At 70.5% G+C, this 18,905-nt stretch carries 15 protein-coding genes; 11 read left to right on the top strand and 4 right to left on the bottom strand.

The genetic code is table 11. The features are described 5' to 3' along the window. Positions 1 to 130 precede the first annotated feature (130 nt). From JJ691_RS07680 to JJ691_RS07650, 7 genes are all read left to right on the top strand, one after another. Positions 131 to 1,345 carry an MFS transporter gene (locus tag JJ691_RS07680; RefSeq protein ID WP_211768091.1) on the top strand — a complete coding sequence of 405 codons (1,215 nt, stop codon included), beginning with the start codon at positions 131 to 133 and terminating at the stop codon, positions 1,343 to 1,345. Further along, positions 1,342 to 2,562: an ATP-grasp domain-containing protein gene (locus JJ691_RS07675; protein WP_211768090.1), complete on the top strand. Its 1,221-nt coding sequence runs from the start codon at positions 1,342 to 1,344 to the stop codon at positions 2,560 to 2,562. Before JJ691_RS07680 ends, JJ691_RS07675 begins: the two co-directional genes overlap by 4 nt. A gap of 56 nt (positions 2,563 to 2,618) precedes the next feature. Continuing rightward, complete coding sequence (locus tag JJ691_RS07670) at positions 2,619 to 4,346, top strand: hypothetical protein (protein WP_211768089.1); 1,728 nt, start codon at positions 2,619 to 2,621, stop codon at positions 4,344 to 4,346. A gap of 11 nt (positions 4,347 to 4,357) precedes the next feature. Continuing rightward, complete coding sequence (locus JJ691_RS07665) at positions 4,358 to 5,605, top strand: ATP-grasp domain-containing protein (protein WP_211768088.1); 1,248 nt, start codon at positions 4,358 to 4,360, stop codon at positions 5,603 to 5,605. Positions 5,606 to 5,608: 3 nt separating this feature from the next. Further along, complete coding sequence (locus tag JJ691_RS07660; RefSeq protein WP_211768087.1) at positions 5,609 to 6,814, top strand: ATP-grasp domain-containing protein; 1,206 nt, start codon at positions 5,609 to 5,611, stop codon at positions 6,812 to 6,814. Positions 6,815 to 6,889: 75 nt separating this feature from the next. Beyond that, on the top strand, positions 6,890 to 8,476 hold the full coding sequence (locus JJ691_RS07655) for an alpha/beta hydrolase (protein WP_306291356.1): 1,587 nt from the start codon (positions 6,890 to 6,892) through the stop codon (positions 8,474 to 8,476). Between the two features lie 41 nt (positions 8,477 to 8,517). Next, positions 8,518 to 9,447, top strand: coding sequence for a phosphotransferase family protein (locus JJ691_RS07650; protein ID WP_211768086.1), 930 nt, complete (start codon positions 8,518 to 8,520; stop codon positions 9,445 to 9,447). Between the two features lie 63 nt (positions 9,448 to 9,510). On the opposite strand, the gene JJ691_RS07645 is transcribed toward JJ691_RS07650, so the two are convergent. After that, complete coding sequence (locus tag JJ691_RS07645; RefSeq protein ID WP_211768085.1) at positions 9,511 to 9,924, bottom strand: ribonuclease domain-containing protein; 414 nt, start codon at positions 9,922 to 9,924, stop codon at positions 9,511 to 9,513. A 317-nt stretch (positions 9,925 to 10,241) separates the two neighbouring features. Between JJ691_RS07645 and JJ691_RS07640 the strand changes: the two genes are divergently transcribed. Then, positions 10,242 to 11,612, top strand: coding sequence for an FAD-dependent oxidoreductase (locus JJ691_RS07640; protein ID WP_211768084.1), 1,371 nt, complete (start codon positions 10,242 to 10,244; stop codon positions 11,610 to 11,612). 34 nt (positions 11,613 to 11,646) lie between these two features. Next, positions 11,647 to 12,297: a phosphatase PAP2 family protein gene (locus JJ691_RS07635; protein ID WP_211768083.1), complete on the top strand. Its 651-nt coding sequence runs from the start codon at positions 11,647 to 11,649 to the stop codon at positions 12,295 to 12,297. On the opposite strand, the gene JJ691_RS07630 is transcribed toward JJ691_RS07635, so the two are convergent. Continuing rightward, positions 12,212 to 13,381 carry a Dyp-type peroxidase gene (locus JJ691_RS07630; RefSeq protein WP_211768082.1) on the bottom strand — a complete coding sequence of 390 codons (1,170 nt, stop codon included), beginning with the start codon at positions 13,379 to 13,381 and terminating at the stop codon, positions 12,212 to 12,214. The genes JJ691_RS07635 and JJ691_RS07630 overlap by 86 nt on opposite strands. A 31-nt stretch (positions 13,382 to 13,412) precedes the next feature. After that, positions 13,413 to 15,359, bottom strand: a complete 1,947-nt coding sequence (gene efeU, locus JJ691_RS07625) for an iron uptake transporter permease EfeU (protein WP_249227759.1) — start codon at positions 15,357 to 15,359, stop codon at positions 13,413 to 13,415. Between the two features lie 118 nt (positions 15,360 to 15,477). Between efeU and JJ691_RS07620 the strand changes: the two genes are divergently transcribed. Then, complete coding sequence (locus JJ691_RS07620; protein ID WP_211768081.1) at positions 15,478 to 16,392, top strand: undecaprenyl-diphosphate phosphatase; 915 nt, start codon at positions 15,478 to 15,480, stop codon at positions 16,390 to 16,392. Positions 16,393 to 16,494: 102 nt separating this feature from the next. Next, a complete protein-coding gene (locus JJ691_RS07615) occupies positions 16,495 to 17,991 on the top strand; it encodes a sulfatase family protein (RefSeq protein WP_211768080.1) in 1,497 nt (498 codons plus the stop codon). Here JJ691_RS07615 and JJ691_RS07610 read toward each other — a convergent pair. Further along, positions 17,988 to 18,905, bottom strand: a complete 918-nt coding sequence (locus tag JJ691_RS07610) for a TIGR03619 family F420-dependent LLM class oxidoreductase (protein WP_211768079.1) — start codon at positions 18,903 to 18,905, stop codon at positions 17,988 to 17,990. The two genes, JJ691_RS07615 and JJ691_RS07610, sit on opposite strands and share 4 nt — an antisense overlap.

Genomic DNA, 18,905 nt, shown 5'->3' with positions numbered 1-18,905 from the left:
ATGGAAGAGGGATCCACGTCACATCGCCACGTCTTGCGTGACTATCGGCCCGCTCCGCAAAATCTCTCGCGGCCGAGTGGGGACTTGGCACTGGGGAATTGGCGGGGTAGTGGTCACCGAGAAGCAACGCGTGGAAACCGGTCCGCGCCGGGTCAGTGTGCCCGTCGTGTTGGACTACCTGTTGTCCCACCTGGGTTTCTTCGCGGTGCTTCCGGTACTGCCGCTGCTGGTCGAGCGGCTGCACCCGGGGACCGGCCCGCTCTATGTCGGCATTTCCCTTTTCCTGTTCAACTTCGCCGTGCGCGGAGCGTCGCTGTTCTGCAGCGGACTGCTGCACCGCACCCGAATCCGGCATGCCATGACCGGCGGCCTGGTCCTGGCGGCGGCGAGCTTCGCCGCCCTGCCCTTCGCCCCCGGCAGCATCGGCGTGCTGGTGTGCCTGCTGTTGGCCGGCACCGGCATCAGCACCAACGGCCTGATGGCCCGGGTGTACGTGGCGATGGCACTGGAGAGCCCGGCCGCCCGCAACACCGTGTTCTCGGCGGTCCAGGTGGCGGTGAACGTCTCGGCCGCGCTCGGCCCGATCGTCGCCAACTTCTTGCTGGCCCAATCCCTTGACGTCACGCTGATGCTGGCCGTGGCGGCGATGTACCTGCTGGCCGCGGGCCTGGTCGCGGTGACCGTGCCGGCCGGCCTGCGTCCGGGCGACCACGACGTCCGCCCGCCGCTGCGGCTGGGCCTGCTCAAGGTCGTGGTCACCGATCCGTTGGTGCGGCGGGTATCGGTGGTCACCGCGGTCGGCAGTTTCCTGTACGCCCAGTTCTTCTCAGCCATCGCGCTTCAGGTCGCCGAGCTCACCGGCTCGGCGGCGCTGCGGGCCAGCTTCTTCACCACCAACGCGATTCTCGTAGTGGTGGTGCAGATCCCGGTCACCGCCTACGCCCAGCGCCGGCTGTCCGCCGGCGCCACGCCGTTCGGCTTCCTGCTCGTCGGGGTGACGATCTTCGCGGCCGGCTTCGCGGTGATGGGCGCGGCCGGGGCCACCCTGGTCGGCGCGTTCGCCGCGGTGGTGGTCTTCTCGGTGGCCGAGACCTTCTTCACGCCCACCGTGAACACCGCGTTCAGCGCGATTCCCGGTGACCGGCCGATGGTCGAGCTGTTCAACCTGCGCCAGGTCGCGGCGACCGCGGGCGAGTCGCTGGGCGGCTTCGCCGGCGGCGCGCTGTTCCTGACCGCCGCGCAGTTCGGGGCCCGCCCGGTGTACTGGGGCGTGCTGGCCGTCGTCGGCCTCCTCTGCGTGCTGTCCTACCCGCGTTCCCGCACCACCACGGAGGCCGCCGCGTGACCACTCGCCTGCTGCTGATCGGTTACAACGACGGGGTCCTGGCCGCGCTGGACGGCGTGCAACCGGCCGTCGAGGTCGTGGTCCTGGAGGAGCGCGACCTGTGGGAGGCCAAGGGCCTCGCGGCCAAGGCGGCCAAGCACTCCTGCCTGGCCGAGGTGGTCTTCGGCCGTTACCAGCAGGACGAGCAGTTCCTCGACGTGGTCGCCGGTCTGTCCGATGTGGACGCCGTGGCGCCGGGGCTGGAGTACGCCGTGGTGGCCGCGGCCCAGGCGGCGGAGAAGCTGGGGCGGCCAGGCGCGGGCGTCAAGGCGGCGACTGTGTTGCGGGACAAGCTGTTGCTGCGGGAGACCACCACCGCGGCCGGTATGCCCGGTCCGACCTTCCGCGAAGTGTCGTCGGCGGCGGACATCACCGAGTTTTGCGGCGGCCAGCCATGTGTGGTCAAGCCGGCCGGGCGGCAGGCCAGCCTGGGTGTGGTGCTGCTGGACGCCGGCGCCGACGTCGAGGCCGCCTGGCGGGAGTGCGCCGGCGCCGACGAGGGCAACCAGCTGGCCAAGCGGCCGATGCAGTGGCGCTACCTGGTCGAGGATCGCCTGGTGGGCCCGGAGTTCAGCACCGAGTGCCTGGTCTCCGGCGGCGAGGTGGTGTTCCTCAACGTCACGGCCAAGCGCACCGCGCCGGGATCCCGGCCGGTCGAGGTCGGCCACGTGGTGCCCGGCGACGACGGCGACCTCGCGCCGTGGGCCGACGCGGTGGCGCAACTCGTTGCGGCGGTGGGCTTCGACAGCGGCATCCTGCACGCGGAGTGGGTGCGGACCGAGTCCGGCCCGGTGCTCATCGAGTGCGCCGGCCGACCGCCGGGCGACAAGATCATGGACCTGATCGACCTGGCCTACGAGACCAATCTGACCGAGCACTGGCTGCGACTGCTGACCGGTGCCGGGAGCACGGCCCCGCTCAAGGCCGTCGCCGGGGCCGCGATCCGGTTCCTTGCCGGCGGACCGGGTGTCATCGACGGCGTCGAGGGGGTCGACGCCGCCGGTGCCCTGCCCGGCGTGCGCAGGGTGGACGTCCTGCGCAAGGCCGGCGACCGCGTCGCGGACCTGCGCTCGTCGTGGGACCGCGTCGGGTCGGTGATCGCAGTGGGCGACACCGCCGAGCAGGCCGAGCACCGCGCGCTCGCGGCCGCGCGCACGGTGGTCGTCCGGCTGGCCTGACGCCACCCTCCGCACCACACCCTTCACCAGCACCGTGAACCCGTTTGGGGGAAGACGTGGGTATTCTGCGCTCTGAAGGCTTTTCCGCACTCGTCGAGGCGGTCGCTGTGGAGGCCGCCTGCCGCACCTCGGTGGCCGACGCGGCCGAGCACGCCGCCTCGCTGGGCGGCCGGCTGCCGATCGGGATCGGCCTCCGCGCGCTCACACGCGCCGAGGAGAAGCTGTTAGACGCGGCCAGATCCGCCGGCGCGACACTCGGCAGCGAGGCCGACCGGGGAGATCGGCTCGCGCTGACCACGACCGGTCGGCTGCGGCTGCTGACCGGCGACCAGGAGGCCGGTGACGCGCATCCGATCGGCGTCGTGCGTTGGACGGAACGCCCGGCCGGTCTGGACGACGAGCTGGCCCGACTGTCTGAAGAGGATAGAGCGGAGGCCGCCGAGCTCAAGTCGTGGCTGATCAGCCTGCCGGCCGAGCGAGTCACCGCGATGATTGAACGCGTGCGGTTGTCGTTGCTGCACATGGCGCCGGTGCTGCTCTACACCGGCCCCAACTGCTACACCAACCTGGGCAAGGCCAGCAATCTGGTCGGCAAGTCGCTACGCGCCGAGTCGCCCCGCTGCGTGCTCACTTCGTTGCAGGCCAAGGGCATTGCCGAGTGGGACGTGTTCGACGCCGCCTTCCTGGCCGCTGTGCACGCGCTGATCGTGTCCGGCCCGGCCGTGCGGGCCGAGGAGTTCAGCGGCACCCAGCTGCGCTCGGACCGGCTGCTGGCCTTCCTGCGTAACAAGGTCGCCGGCTACGGCGTCGACGAACCGGCGATCGACGGGCTGCCGGTCGGCGAGGCCCTGCACGTGCTGGCCGACGCCAGCGCCCAGGGCCGGGTCACGGCGATGACCGCCGGTGTCCGGCCATACCGCATGATCCAGGGCCTGAACCTGAACAAACAGGAGCTGCTGGCCCACGACCCGGTGACCGCGGCCGACATCCCCGAGGCGGTGCTGCGGACGCTGGCCCTGGAGCTGGATTGCCCGACCCCCAAGGACTTCGCCGAGCTGCTCGCGGCGTGCGAGCGGGCCATGCCGGCGCTGCACGGCCCCGGCACCGATGGCTTCACCACGCGTTTCGAGCAGGTGCTGCACGAGCTGGTCCTGGTGGCGACCGAGGCGACGGCGTCCGATGTGGGCATGTCCCGTGGCCCGCGCCGGGTCGGCGAGCTGGCCGCGACCGTCGCCGCCGACAGCACCGAGGCGCTTTCCTGGACTACCAACGCCTTCTACTGCTGCGTCACGCCGAGCGTCGGCTTCACCGACCAGTTCGCCCAGGCGATGGCCGAACTGCCCCAGGTGCTGCGGGCGATCAGCGCCCGGATGCGGTACAACGGCTGGCACTACCTGCCGCACACCATCGGTGTGCACGAGCGGGCCGGGGACCGCGACTGGTTCTTCGCGCCGACCATGGCCGACGTGACCGACTGGTCCGACCAGCACCACACCGGCCATGTGGCCAACGGTGTGCGCTACGCGATCCGCGTGCCCTTCGGCGTCGACATGGCCGGCGAGTTCCGGCCCGGCATGCACGACTTCCGCCTGATGCGGGCGTTCGGCGAGCCGTACACGATGGCCGACCTGCGGGCGGCGACGGCGGTCGGCGAGGTGCTGCGCCGCCTGTACCAGGCCCGGGTGGACTCCTTCGCCGCCGGCCAGGCCGATCCGTGCGTCACCGACTTCGACAACCCGTGGTACCAGGCCCGGTACACTTCAGAGCCCGCGATCGCCGAGTGAGGAACAGGTCCATGTCCCAGCCCGTAGTCATCTTCCTCAACACGCGACGCACGCATCTTGAGCACGGCGCGGCGATCGAGGCGGCCTACCGCCAGGGCTACGGCGTCGCCCTGATCGCCGACAGCGTGCCCGCCGGCCTGCCCGAGCGCATCGTTAGCGTGGTGCACAAGGTGGACACCTACGACGCGGCCGCCGTCGATGCGGCGGTGGACGCCATCGCCGCCGAGCACGAGATCGCCGGTGTGGTCACGTGGTCCGACCGCGACGTCGAGACGGTCAGCCGGATCGCCCAGCGCCTGGGCCTGCCCGCCCCGTCGCTGCCGGCCGCCAAGGCCGCGCGCAACAAGTACCTGATGCGCCAGGCGCTGGTCGACCACCCGGAGGCCATCCCCCGCTTCGCCCGGGTCACCGAGTGGACCGAGCTGACCAAGGCGGTGGCCGAGATCGGCTACCCGGCCGTGCTCAAGCCGACCTCGGCCTCCGGCAGCAAGGGCATCTTCGTGCTGCACGGCGAGGACGACCTGCGGGCCGCCTTCGACGAGCTGATCCGCTACACCCGTCCCGAGGTGGACAAGGTGTTCACCGACAACGCCAATGAGCTGATCGTCGAGGAGTTCCTGGTCGGCACCGAGCACAGCGTCGAGGGCTTCGTCAGCGGCGGCGAGATCCACATCGCCGGCGTGACCGACAAGGAGACCAGCGAGCCGTTCCGGCTGGAGGTCGCGCACACCTTCCCCAGCAGCCTGCCCGAGTCCACTTTGGACGCCGTGCGGAAGCTGACCGCCACCGTGGTCCGCGCCCTGGGGCTGGACGAGTGCACCTTCCACCTGGAGTGCATGGTCTCCCCGGTCGGCACGGCCAAGCTGGTGGAGATCGCCGCCCGGGTCGGCGGGGACTTCATCACCTCGCACCTGGTCGGTCTGGCCACCGGCGTTCCGTTCGCGGAGAACGTGATCCGCGTGGCCACCGGGACGGCGCCGGTGCTCGGCGACAGCCGGCTGTACTCCGGCGTCCGCAAGATCATGGCCGTCGAGGCCGGCGTTTTCGAGGGCGTGGACGGGTTGGCCGACGCGCTGGGCGTGCCCGGCGTGCGGCACGCCATCATCGAGCGGGCGGTCGGCGCGAAGGTGCAACTGCCCCCGGCTGACTACATGTCCTGCACGATCGGGGCGGTGCTGGCCGTCGGCGACTCGGCCGAGGCGGTGCGGGCCACGCTGGCCACGGCCGTGCACGCCGTGACGGCGCGGATCTCGGGCTGATCGATGGCGGACCGGACTCTGCTGGTGCTCGGCTGTGCGTCGGTGACGCCGCACGGCCGGGACCAGATGCGCAGGCTCAGCGACCAGGCCCGTCGGCGCGGGGTGCACGTGCTCGGCGCGGACACGGCGGCCAACCTGGCCAAGGCCGATCTGATCGGGCTGGTCGGGGAAACCGTCGCCGTGGACGTGCACTCCCCCGCCGCCGTGCGGGAATGGGCCGCCACGCGGGTCGATGTCGGCGCGGTGCTGACCTTCCGTGAGATGTGCGTGGAGTCCGTGGCCGCCGCCGCGTCCGCGCTCGGCATCGCCGGCAACGCGCCGGACGTTGTGCACACCATCCGCACCAAGGACCTGTGCCGGGAAGCGTTGCGGTCCTGGGGTTTCCGCCAGCCCGAGTGCGCGGTGGTCGTCGATGCCGATGAGGCGCGGGCGTTTCTGGCCCGCACGCGCGGTCCTTGGGTGGTCAAGCCCCGGGACGGCATGGGCAGCGTCGGCGTGTCCCTTGTGGACAGTGTCGACGCGTTGCCGGCCGCGCTGGCGCTGTTGCCGGCTGGCGTGCCTTTCCTCGTTGAGACTTTCGTGACCGGGCGGGAGTTCTCGGCCGAGGGCCTGTTCATCGGCGGCCGTCCGACCGTGCTGGCGCTGACGGCGAAGACCACCGGGGCCGGCTTTGTCGAGACCGGGCACCGGATGCCGGCCGATCTGGACGACGCCCTGGCCCGCGCCGAGGTTGAGCGGGCGGTCACCGCCGTCGGCCTCACGCACGGCGTGTTTCACGTCGAGTTCTGGGTCGACGGAACCGATGTGGTGCTCGGCGAGGTGCACGCCCGCCCCGGCGGCGACTTCATCCACGCCATGGTCGAGCACGTCCGTCCGGGCCTGGAGCTCTACGGCGCGCTGATGGACGACCTGTTCGGCGAACCGCCCCTGGATCTGCCCGCGGTCACGGCCGCGGCCGGCGTGGAGTTCCTGGTGCTGCCGCCCGGCGAGGTGCTTTCCATACGGGGCTGGGACGACGTGCTCGCCGATCCGGCGGTGATCGCCGCCGACCTCTCGGTCCGTCCCGGCGACGTCATCGGGCCCGTCCGGGGATCGGCCGACCGGCACGGCGTGCTCGTCGTCGGCGGCCCGACCGCCGCCGCCGTCGAACGGACGTTGCGCCGTTTGGCCGACACCGTGTCGGTGGAGGTCGCCGAAAACCAGGCGTGACTTCTCGCGGAAACGTACAACCAGGACGTTTGCAACGGCGTCTGCTGGCTGAAACGACCGTGAGGAGATCTTGACGTGCCTTTCGACAGCAGGACAAGACGCCGGGCCACCATCGTGGCCGCGGTGTTGGGCCTGGGCCTCGGCGTGCTGCCCGCGACGGCCGCCGCCGGGGCCGACGGCTCCGACGCGCTGGCCGATCTCGCGCCGACGCCCACGCTGACCTGGGCCGACTGCGCCGACGGCTTCCAGTGCGCCACCGCCGGGGTGCCGCTGGACTACACCGCCCCCTACGGCACGAAAATCAACCTCGCCCTGATCAAGCTGCCGGCCAGCGACCCGGCCCACCGGATCGGCACCCTGTTCGTCAACTTCGGCGGCCCCGGCCCGTCCGGTGTGGACCGACTGCGGGATCGGGCCAAGTGGCCGTGGCTGTTCTCCGACGAGCTGCGGTCCCGGTTCGACCTGGTGTCGTGGGATCCGCGGGCGGTCAGCCACAGCACGGCCGTGCGCTGCTTCGCCACCAGCGCCGAGCAGCAGCAGTACTTCGCCTCCTTCCCGGAGATGCCCGGCGACCCCAGCGGCGAGCCCGCGTTCTACCAGGCGTCCAAGGACCTGGCCGACCGGTGCCAGCAGCAGGCCGGCGCCTTGCTGCCGTACATGAACAGCGTCAACACCGCGCGGGACATCGACCTGCTGCGGCGGGCCGTGGGCGATGCCAAGCTGACGTACCACGGCATTTCCTACGGCACCCACATCGGCGCCATCTACGCCAACCTCTTCCCCGCGCGGATCCGGGCGCTGGTGATGGACGGCACCATGGACTTCCAGGGCAGCGCCACCGGTCACGGCTCCACCGGCACCACTCTGCCGGTCGACACCCGGCAGGACGTCGCCACCGGCATCGCCGACACCTTCGAGTCCTTCCTCACCCAGTGCGCCGCCGCCGGACCCAACTGCGCTTTCTCCGACGGCGACGTGCATGCCAAGTGGCGCACCATGACCGACCGCGCCCGCCAGCACCCGATCACCGTGGCCAACGCCGACGGCACCACCACCGCGTGGACCTACTCCGCGATCATCAACCTCGCCGGGGACCTGGCCAAGCCCGAGAACTGGCCGGACAACGCCCGCCAGCTGGAGGCCATCTACCAGGCCAGCGGCACCGCCGCCCAGTCGGCCAAGGCTGTTGTGCAGCCCAAGGGCGAGCCCTACCTGGGCAATTCGACCGAGGCGTTCAACGCCATCCAGTGCGCCGACAGCACCGTGCCCACCTCGGAGTCGACCTACAGCTCCCTCGCGGTCAGCGAGGACGCTCGGGTTCCCTACTTCGGCCGCATCGGCGTCTTCGACATGATGTCCTGCGCCTACTGGCCCCACCAGGCCGTCCAGCCCTACCGTGGCCCGTGGAACCGGCCGACCGCCGCCCCCATCATGGTGATCAACAGCCGCTTCGACCCGTCCACCCCCCTCAAGGGTGCCAAGGACGGCATCGCCGAACTGGCCAAGGCTCGCCTGCTCGTGGTGGAGGGCTCCGGGCACAGCACCATGTACGTGCACAGCACGTGCGCCGAGAAGGCCAAGCGCGACTACCTGATCTCCGGCGTCCTGCCCGCCGAGGGCGCCACCTGCCCCATCGACCACAAGCCGTTCGACCCCGCCTAGCACCCGGCCTCCGGGTTCGGGCCCGAACCCGGAGGCTTTCCATGCTGCCGAACGCGAGCACCGATCGACGCATCTCCTGGTCGTCGGTGCCGGCCGGGGTGACCGCCGCCATCGAACGACTGCTCGGCAGTCCGGTGGTCGCCGCGGCCGACCAGCCCGGGGGCTTCTCCGAGGGCCTGGCCGCGCGGGTCCGTCTCACCGACGGCACTCAGGTCTTCGTCAAGGCCGCCTCCACTGCGACGGCCCCCGCCGCTGCGGCGTTCCATCGCCGTGAAATCGCCGTCACCGCGCAACTTCCCGCGCACGCCCCAGTTTCCCGGCTGCTGGCGTCTCATGACGACGGTGACTGGGTCGCCCTGGTCTTCGAGAACATTCCCGGCCGGCTGCCCGCCCAGCCCTGGCAGCGTGCGGAACTCGACCGGGTGCTCGACGCCGTCACCGATCTCACCCGTGTGCTCTCACCGTCCCCTGTGGACGGTTTCGTACTCGGCCCGCCCCGGCTCGGCGGCTGGCTGACCCTGGCCGACTCCGCCGTCGACCGCATCCGGCCGCTGTCGCCGTGGGCCGTCGATCACCTCGACGATCTGGCTCAACTGGAGGAGAAGGCACCGCTCGCGCTGGCCGGCGACTGCCTCCAGCACGGGGATCTGTATCCCTTCAACCTCATGCTCACCGACGACCGCGTCTTCGTCATCGACTGGCCGCACGCCTGGATCGGCGCCGCTCACTGCGACGTCGTCACCCTGCTGTCCAGCGCCTCGCTCAGCGGCGTCGATCCCCAGCCCCTCGCCGAGGCCCATCCGCTCACCCGGCACCTCCACGCCGACCAGATCGACGTCGTGCTCGCCATGCATGCCGGCTTCCTGCTCCGCATCGCCGCCACTGCCGGACCGACCGCTGATCCCGCTCTCGTGACGATGATGGTGGCGCTGGCCCGCGGATCGCTGAGGTGGTTGCGATCCCGGCTCTGAGCCCGCCTGGAAATACGGCGAACCCGTGCCGCCCGATGTGGACGGCACGGGTTCGTGAGTGACCTACAGCTGGTAGAAGTCGCTGTAGTGGTCGGGCGAGAACCAGACCTCGCCGTTGTCCATGTCGACGACGATGCGGGCGGCGTCGCGGTGGGCGCCGCAGGAGCGGGGGTAGACGTCGAACTCCTGGAAGGAGTCGCCGCTGGGGAGCTGGTTGTCGTCGTTGTAGTAGGTGCCGCCGGCGTAGCTGCACTGGCCGTTCGGCCAGTCGTACCAGCCGCGCTGGCTGGGGTAGCCCATGGACTGCCAGGTGGAGTTGGCGGACGAGGCGGCGGAGCAGCCGGAGATCGTGCACGAGTTGTACACGGTGGCGCTGGCGGCCGGCGCGGCGACGAGGGTGAGGCCGAGCAGGGGCAGCAGGGCGGCCACGGTCAGGGTGAGCCGCTTGGCCCAGGTGGTGCGAGGTCGGTGCTTCATGAGCAGGGAACCTCCGTGTCGGGAACGATGCCTTGGCACCGTAAACATGTTGGGGCGCAGGCGGAACCGGTGGCGATTGACAGGGCCCGCCCAGTTCTGTGAATCGAAAGATCCTCGATGACGGCAATGTCGGCTATCACCGAAACGGTCACGCGAAAGATCGAGGACTGTTCAACATCCGTTTCACGCCGCGTCGCCGGGCGGGCTCGAGGACCGCTCGGGTCGTGGTCGACGGTTGCATAGATCACATCGAATATTAGGTAAGGCTTACCTTAGTATGGGTGATCGTTCGTCGCCCCCCACGTCAGGAGCCACCAGTGAGCCGCCCCCTACGAGTCGCCGTGGTCGGCGCGGGCCCGGCCGGGATCTACACGGTCGACGCGCTTGTCAAGTCCGGGGCCCGGGTCAGCGTGGACGTCTTCGAGCGGATGCCGGCGCCGTTCGGCCTGATCCGCTACGGCGTCGCGCCGGACCACCCGCGCATCAAGGGCATCGTCGACGCGCTGCACCGGGTGATGGAAAAGCCGGGAGTGCGGCTGTTCGGCAACGTGGACTACGGCACGGACCTCAAACTGGAGGAGTTGCGCCAGTTCTACGACGCGGTGGTGTTCGCGACCGGCGCGACGGCCGACCAGCCGCTGGACATCCCGGGCGTGCACCTCGACGGCAGCCATGGCGCGGCGGACTTCGTCTCCTGGTACGACGGCCACCCCGACGTCCCCCGCACCTGGCCGCTGACCGCCCGCTCGGTGGCGGTGCTGGGCGTCGGCAACGTGGCCCTGGACGTGGCCCGGGTGCTGGCCAAGTCGGCCGAGGAAATGCTGGCCACGGAGATCCCGGACAACGTGCACTCGGGTCTGGCCGTCAACCCGGTCGCCGACGTGCACGTGTTCGGCCGGCGCGGCCCGGCGCAGGCCAAGTTCACCCCGCTGGAGCTGCGGGAACTGGACCATTCCCCGACCGTCGAGGTGATCGTCGACCCGGCCGACATCGAGTTCGACGACGCCTCCATCGCGGCGATCCGCTCCTCCAAGCAGGTCGACATGGTGGTGAAAACCTTGCAGGACTGGGCGATCCGTGACGTGGGAACCCGCCCGTGCCGCCTGCACCTGCACTTTTTCCACGCGCCGGCGGAAATCCTCGGCGCGGACGGCAAAGTCACCGGCCTGCGCACCGAACGCACGGAGCTGACCGGCGACGGCAACGTCCGCGGCACGGGTGTGTTCCACGACTGGGACGTGCAGGCGGTCTACCGCGCGGTGGGCTACCGGTCGTCGCACCTGGCGGATCTTCCGTTCGACCATGTCACGGCCACGATCCCGCACAACCAGGGCCGCGTCCTGGACGTCGACGGCGGCCTGGTGCCCGGCGCTTACACCGCCGGGTGGATCAAGCGCGGCCCGATCGGGCTCATCGGCCACACCAAGGGCTGCTCGTCCGAGACGGTGGCCTCGCTGCTGGCCGACGCCCCGACCCTGCGGCCGGCGGTCCAGCCCGACCCGGATGCCGTGGTGACGTACCTGAACGCACGCGGGATCGAGTTCACGACATGGTGGGGCTGGCGCAATCTCGACGCGTACGAGCGGGCTCTGGGCGCACCGTACGAGCGTGAGCGGATCAAGGTGGTGGACCGGTCGGAGATGCTGACGGCGTCGCGGCTGGACTTGACCATCCACTCCGGACAGTAGGGCTCAGTCCGCGAACGCGGTACTGTGCTGGGCGGTGAAGGCAACAATCCCGCTGGTGGCGGCCAGCCTCGTGGTCACGCTCGCGGTGGCGTTCTCGTTCGCGCCGATGATCGGCGTGGACCAGGCCGTCGCCGTTGGGCTGCATCGGTATGCGGTGGGTCATTCCGGTGTGGTGACGGCGTTGCAGGTCTGGACGGACGTGTTCGGGCCGTGGACGTTCCGAGGGTTGCTGGTCGTGGCTGCGGCGTGGTTGTGGTGGCGACGGCGGGTGGCCGCGGCGGTGTGGGTCGTGGTCACGGTGTTGGCCGCGGCGGCGATGGACAGCGGGTTGAAGGCGCTGGTCGGCCGCGAGCGTCCACACTGGACAGACCCGGTGTCGCACGCGGTCGGCGCTTCGTTCCCGTCGGGCCATTCGCTGACGTCGGCGATGGGCTGTGCGGTGCTGCTCGTGTTGGCGTGGCCTCGGGTTTGTCAGATCGGGGTGATCGTCGCGGTGGCGGTGCCGGCGGTCACCGGGTTCACCCGGCTGGCCTTGGGGGTGCACTTCCTCAGCGACGTGGTCGGTGGCTGGCTGCTCGGCGTCACGGTGGTCGCGGTGGTCACGTCAGCAGCGCGCTGGCGTAGTGGTCGGAGTTGTCCTTCACTCCTGGCAGCACGTAGAAGTAGCCGCCGCCGAACGGAGTGACGTAGTCGGTCAGCGGCTCGCCGGCCAGCCGGTGCTGCACGGCCTCGAACTGCCGCACGATGTCCTGCTGGTAGCAGCAGAACAGCAGCCCGGCGTCGATGTTCCCGTTGGGCTGGAAGCCGCGGTCGTAGTTGAACGGCCGACGGAGGATACGGCTGCCGGCGGTGTCGGCGGTACGGGGATTGGCCAGCCGGATGTGCGAGTCCACCGGGATCACCTTGCCGTCGGGATCCTTGGCGTAGTTGGGGATGTCGGTCTCCACGCTGCCGTCGAGCGGCGCGCCGCTGTCCCGGCGACGGCCGAACATGCGCTCCTGCTCGGAGATCGACACCCGGTCCCAGAACTCCACGAGCATCCGGATGAACCGCACCACCTGGTAGCTGCCGCCGTCGGGCAGCCACACGACGTCCTCCCCCGGCTGGGAGATCCCGTCCTTGAACCCCAGGAGGTTGCGCGGCGTGCCGGCCGGCCGCGGCGGCGAGCCGAAGCCGTCGAGGCGGTAGCGGGGCTGCATGCCGTCACGGGTGTGCCGGGTGAGATCACGCAGTGCGTGGTGCACGGTGTCGATGTTGTTGGCGCAGATCTGGAGCATCAGGTCGCCGTGGCACCAGGCGGGCTCCAGGGCGTCGTCCGGGAACGTCGGCATGGCCGACAGGCCGGCCGGTTTGGTCAGCCCGTAACGGGAATCGAACAGCGAAGCACCGACGGAGACGGTCACGGTGAGACCGTCGGCCGGCACCTCGGGGCCGAGCACAGCGCTGTCCGACGGCGGCGCGCCCACGCCCAGGTCCGGCGGGGTGCCGCCAGCGGTGAGGAACCGGGCCCTTTCGGTCAGCGCCTTGAACATGGTGGTCAGCGCCGCCCGGTCGGCGGCCGTCACGTCGAACGCCGCGAACGTCGAGAACCGTTGCCCCGGAGTGGCCACACCGGCCTGGCGCGGGCCGTGGAACGGGTAGGACTGCGGAACCGTCGGCGCGGCAACGGTGTCCGCTTGCGCCCCGGCGGCGGCGAGGCCGCCGACCAGCGCGGTGCCGGCGACTCCGGCGCCGGTGCCCTGGAGGAAGCGGCGTCGGCTCAACGACATGACGGGAACTCCTTCGGCTTGGCCCGAGTTTTCAGCTGGCACGGACTTCGAGCAGGGTGGGCACGGCCGACAACGTCTCGACGGCGGCCCCGACGCGGGCGTCCACCACCTGGTGGTTGCCGCTGCCCAGCGCACTGGTGATCGCCACCAGCTGCGTGCGGGCGGTGGCGACCAGGCCCGGCTTGCGCGCCTCCAGCAGCGGGGCGAGCCGGTCCAGGACCGCGTTGGTGGCTTCGACATCCGCGCCCACCAACGAGAACACGGTGTTCGAGCCCTGGTCGGTCAGGCCGTTCAGGTGGCGGCGAAGAGCGTCTTCAAGAATCTCGTGCGCCCGCAACGGCAAGTCGGTCGGATTGAACTTCAGCTTGTCACGCAGGGCCCGCACGTCGTCGTGCAGCTTGGCCGCGACCGGCGCCAGCTCAGCCGCGGACTGACCGTGCCACAGCCCGTATTCGACGCGATGCAGCCCGGTGAAGCCGGGATCGTTCACGCCCTGCGGGAGTCCTTGCGGCAGGCCGTCGATCGCCACGCCGAGGTCGTCGAACTGTCCGTACGCCGCGCCGAGCCGTTCCCAGGTCAGCTGCGCCGTCAGCCACGCCGCCCTGGCGGCCTCGGGGTCGCCGATCTTGGCCGCCAGGTCGCCGGTCTGCGTGTCCAGCAGGGCCAGCTGGTTGGACAGGTAGGACGTGAACGAGTCCGCCGGAGCCTTGAGGTCCTTGTCCGACAACGGTGTGACCGCCGGCACGGCCGGCCCGCCGGCACCGCCGGTGACCGCCGCGATCGGGGACACCTGGTCCAGCTCACCGGGCACCAGGCAGCGCCAGCTGTACTGGCCGGCCGGCAGGTCGACGGTGATCGACCGGCGTGTGCCCGGCCCGAGGCCCTCGATCTCGCCGATCACGCCGCCGTCGGCGGCCCGGGTCAGGTAGATCTCCCCGCCGTGGCCGGAGTTGTTGACCACGGTGATGGTCGAGGTGCCTGCGGTCGCGCCGGCCCAGTCCTTGGCGCAACCGTCGGCCGTGACCGTGACCTGCGTCGACGAACCGCTCGCGGACGGCGTGAGCAGCGCGAACCCGCCGACGGCCAGCAGCGGGATCACCACCGCCGCCACGGCGTAGGCCCAGCGCGGAAGTCGACGGGCCGGCCGCTCGACCACCGGGGCCGCCTCGGCAGCGGGCTTGCGCCGGAACACCACCAGCACCGCGATCAGATATCCCAGGTACAGCGCCACTTGCAGCACGGTCATCCGGGGCGCGAGGTTGGTGACGCCGGTGATCAGCGACACCCACCAGCTGTCGGTCGAGACCACGGTGGACAGGTCGAAGGCCAGCCAGTTCCGCCCCGGCACCAGTCCGGCCGTCTGGAGCTCGCCGACGCCGTAGGACAGCACACCGGCGGCGATCACGATCAGCAGCACCGCCGTGCGGGAGAAGAACACCCCGAGGTTCACCCGGACACTGGCCCGCACCATCAGCCAGCACAGCAGGAACGACACGCCCAGCCCGACCGCCGCCCCGATCATCGGCGCGACCGTGTCACCTGACGCCTGGATCGTCGTCCACAGGAACAGCGCCGTCTCCAGGCCCTCCCGGGCCACCGCCAGGAACGCCGTCGCCACCAACGCGCCGGTCCCGACCGCCGCCGCCTGGCCGATCTTCTCCTTCAGCTCGCCGGACAGGGTCCGCGCGGTGCGCCGCATCCAGAAGATCATCCACGTCACGAGTGCCACCGCGACCAGGCTCAGCAGGCCGCCGAACACCGCCTGGGCCGTGATCGACAGCTCGGCCCGGGAGAACGCCAGCACCGCGCCGAAACCCAGGGACAGCAGGGCCGCCGACAGCACGCCCAGCCACACCGGTCCGGTGCCGCGCCCCTGGCCGGCCCGGCGCACCGCGGCCAGCAGGATGCTCACGACCAGGCCGATCTCCAGCCCCTCGCGCAGGCCGATGACCAGATTGGGCAGCCCGTCCAGCCCCACAGCGGCACACTCCTTCGGTAAGGCTTACTTAACTCCGATCGGGATACTACACCGCTGTAGAGGCCTGCCCAGGATCTACTACAGTGTTGTAGTAGTTACCCGAGCGAAGGCGAGCGCGATGTCCGCACCCACCTATCCCGAGATGATCGTCGTCGGCCTGCTACAGGGCGTCAGCGAGCTGTTCCCGGTGTCCAGCCTGGGCCACTCGGTGCTGCTGCCGGCCCTGCTCGGCGGCCAGTGGGCCGCCGACCTGGACATGTCGACCAAGGGCTCGGCCTACCTGGACACATTGGTGGCCATGCACGTGGCCACCGCGGCCGCGCTGGTGATCTTCTTCTGGCGGGACTGGGTCCGCATCGTCGGCGGGCTGCTCACCTCCATCCGCGACCGCCGGATCGCCACCCCCGACCAGCGCCTGGCCTGGCTCCTGGTCGCCGCCACCGTCCCGGTCGGCATCGCCGGCATCGCACTGGACAGCGTCATGCGCCAGTACCTGGGCAAACCCGTGCCGGCGGCGGCGTTCCTCCTCCTCAACGGCGTTGTTCTCCTTGTCGTGGAACGCCTTTACCGGCGACAGCATGCCGACCCGGAGGCGACGACGGTCATGGCCGCGGTCTCCACGGAGGTCGCCAGCGACGCCCGCCTGTCGCGACTGGGCGTGTGGGAGGCCGTGGGCATCGGCGCGTGCCAGATATTGGCTCTGCTGCCCGGAATCAGCCGCTCCGGCGCCACCATGGCCGGCGGCCTGCTGCGCGGCCTGCGCCACGAGGACGCCGCCCGCTTCGCGTTCCTGCTGGCCACCCCGGCCATCGCCGGCGCCGGCCTGCTCAAGCTGCCCGAGCTGGCTCGGCCCGAGATGCACAGCGCCATCGGCCCCACCATCGTCGGCAGCCTCGTCGCCGGCGTCGGCGCCTACCTCTCGGTGCGTTTCCTGGTCCGCTACTTCGAAACCCGCACCCTGACCCCGTTCGCCGTCTACTGCGTGCTCGCCGGCCTGGGCTGCCTCGGCTACTTCACGCTCGTCCAGTCCTGACTCAGCGGTATTGGCTGCGGCAATCGTCGCCACCTGCGCCGACCGGTTGGCACGCGTGACGATCATCAGCTGCGCTTCAGACTGGCTCGTTACGTTCCGCTCATGACCGTGAACGGAAAGAACCGCCGCCGCTGGGCGGTCGCCGCGATCGCGCTGGCGCTGGGCACCACCGCCTGCGCGCTGCCCGGGGCGCAGGCGGCCTCCAGCGCCGCGCCGGCCAAACCGAACATCGTGTTCGTGCTGACCGACGACCTGGCCACCAACCTCGTCCAGTACATGCCGCACGTGCAGGCGCTGGCCAAGGCCGGCACGTCCTTCAGCAACTACACCGTGACCGACTCGCTGTGCTGCCCGTCCCGCTCCTCGGTGTTCTCCGGGAAGTTCCCGCACGACACCGGGATCTACACCAACGGCGGCAGCGACGGCGGGTTCGGCACGTTCCACGCCCGGGGCGAGGAGAAGGACACCGTCGCCACCTCGTTGCAGGCGGCCGGCTATCGCACCGGCATGATGGGCAAGTACCTCAACGGATACCAGCCGGCGTCCACTCTGGACGGTCAGGCGAACTATGTGCCGCCGGGCTGGTCGGAGTGGGATGTCGCCGGCAACGGCTATCCCGAGTTCAACTACAACCTGAACGAGAACCACAAGGTGGTGCACTACGGCAGCCAGCCGAAGGACTACCTCACCGATGTGTTGAGCGGCAAGGCCTCGGACTTCATCAACTCGTCCGCGTCCGCGCACTCGCCGTTCTTCCTGGAGGTGGCGACCTTCGCGCCGCACGCGCCGTACACGCCGGCGCCGGCCGACGCCAACTCGTTCCCCGGGCTCAAGGCCCCGCAGGGCCCCGCCTATGACACCCTGCCCAGCGATCCGCCGGCCTGGCTGGCCGGTCGCGCGCCGCTGACCGCGCAGGAGCAGCAGAACATCAACGCCGACTTCCGCAAGCGGGTGCAGGCGGTTCAGGCCGTCGACCGGATGCTCGCCTCCATCGAGCACACCCTTTCCACGGCCGGCGTCGCCGGTGACACCGATGTTGTGTTCAGCTCCGACAACGGTTACCACATGGGCGAATACCGACTGAACCCCGGCAAGATGACGGCGTTCGACACCGACGTCAACGTGCCACTGGTGGTGTCCGGGCCCGGGGTGCCGGCCGGCCGCACCGTCGGCGCGCCGGTGGAGAACATCGACCTGCGGCCGACCTTCGCCGATCTCGCCGGCGCGAACACCCCCACTGATGTCGACGGGCACACGCTGAAGCCGCTGCTGGCGAACAACAATCCCACCGGCTGGCGCACCGCCGGGCTGATCGAGCACCATGGGCCGGACACGGACCCGTCCGACCCGGACTTTCCCGCCGCCAACAGCGGGAACCCGACCACCTATGAGGCGCTGCGCACCGCCACCTACACCTACGTCGAGTACAGCGATGGCGGGAAGGAGTACTACGACCGGCGAACCGACCCGTCCGAGCTGCACAACACCGTGAAACAGCTGCCGGCCGCCACCCTGGCCGCGCTGCACAAGGATCTCCAGGCGATGACCGCCTGCCACGGCCAGACCGCGTGCTGGCAGGCGGCCCACGTGAGCTCCTAGGCGAGGGCTTCCGCCCGGCGGATCACCTCGCGGCAGAACGGGCCCACACCGGCCGGATCGTCGATGAACTGGCCGGGCTTGACACAGAACGTCGTGTAGCCGGCGGCGAGTTGGTCGGGGAGGTCAGCCATGGCCTCCCCGAGGTCGGCCGGCGACGTGGCGTCGGGAAAGGTGGCCCGGAGGCCGCCGATCAGTTCGAGGTCGGCGAGGTCGCGGCCGGCGCCGGCCAAGACGGTCGACAGGGTGGCGAGGTCGGCGGGAGTGGGCGTGCCAAGGGGATGAAAGCCGTGGCCATGGTCGCGGATCCGGGCGGCCAGGCGGGGGTGCATGTGCTGGCCGCCGAACCACATTCGGGGGCCGTCGGGACCGAAGGCCTTCGGCTCGAAATAGACGTCCTTGAAGGAGAAGAACTCCCCGCTGTGGGAGACGGGGGTTTGCCGCCACAGCAAGGCGAGGACGGCCAGCTGCTCGTCGAGGATGCGACCGCGTTGTGCGAAGGGCACGCCCAGCGCGGCGTATTCGTCACGGCTCCAGCTGACGGTGGGCTGCACGACCAGGCGGCCCTCGGACAGCAGGTCGAGGGTGCCGAGTTCGCGGGCCAGCAGCAGCGGGTGGCGCAGCGGGGCGAGCACGGCGCCAGCGACCAGGCGGATCCGGGTGGTCACGGAAGCGATGGCGGACAACAACATCAGGGAACTGGGCCAAGGCGTGGCCGGGTCCTGGTTGCCGGGCAGGGCGTACTCGCGGGGATTGGTCATCAGGCCGTCGGCGCCGGCGTCCGGGCCGAGCACGACGTGTTCGCTGATCATGACGGCATCGAAGCCGGCGTCCTCGGCCTCACGGGCCCAGCGGACCAGCGTGGGCAGGTCACGGCCGTCGGCCATGGTCCAGTTCTCGCTGAGGATCAACAACAT

It is taken from the genome of Kutzneria sp. CA-103260 (assembly GCF_018263855.1).
Taxonomy (GTDB): Bacteria; Actinomycetota; Actinomycetes; order Mycobacteriales; family Pseudonocardiaceae; genus Kutzneria.
Note: the sequence above shows the minus strand (reverse complement) of the source record. Positions and strands in the feature narration are given on the sequence as shown.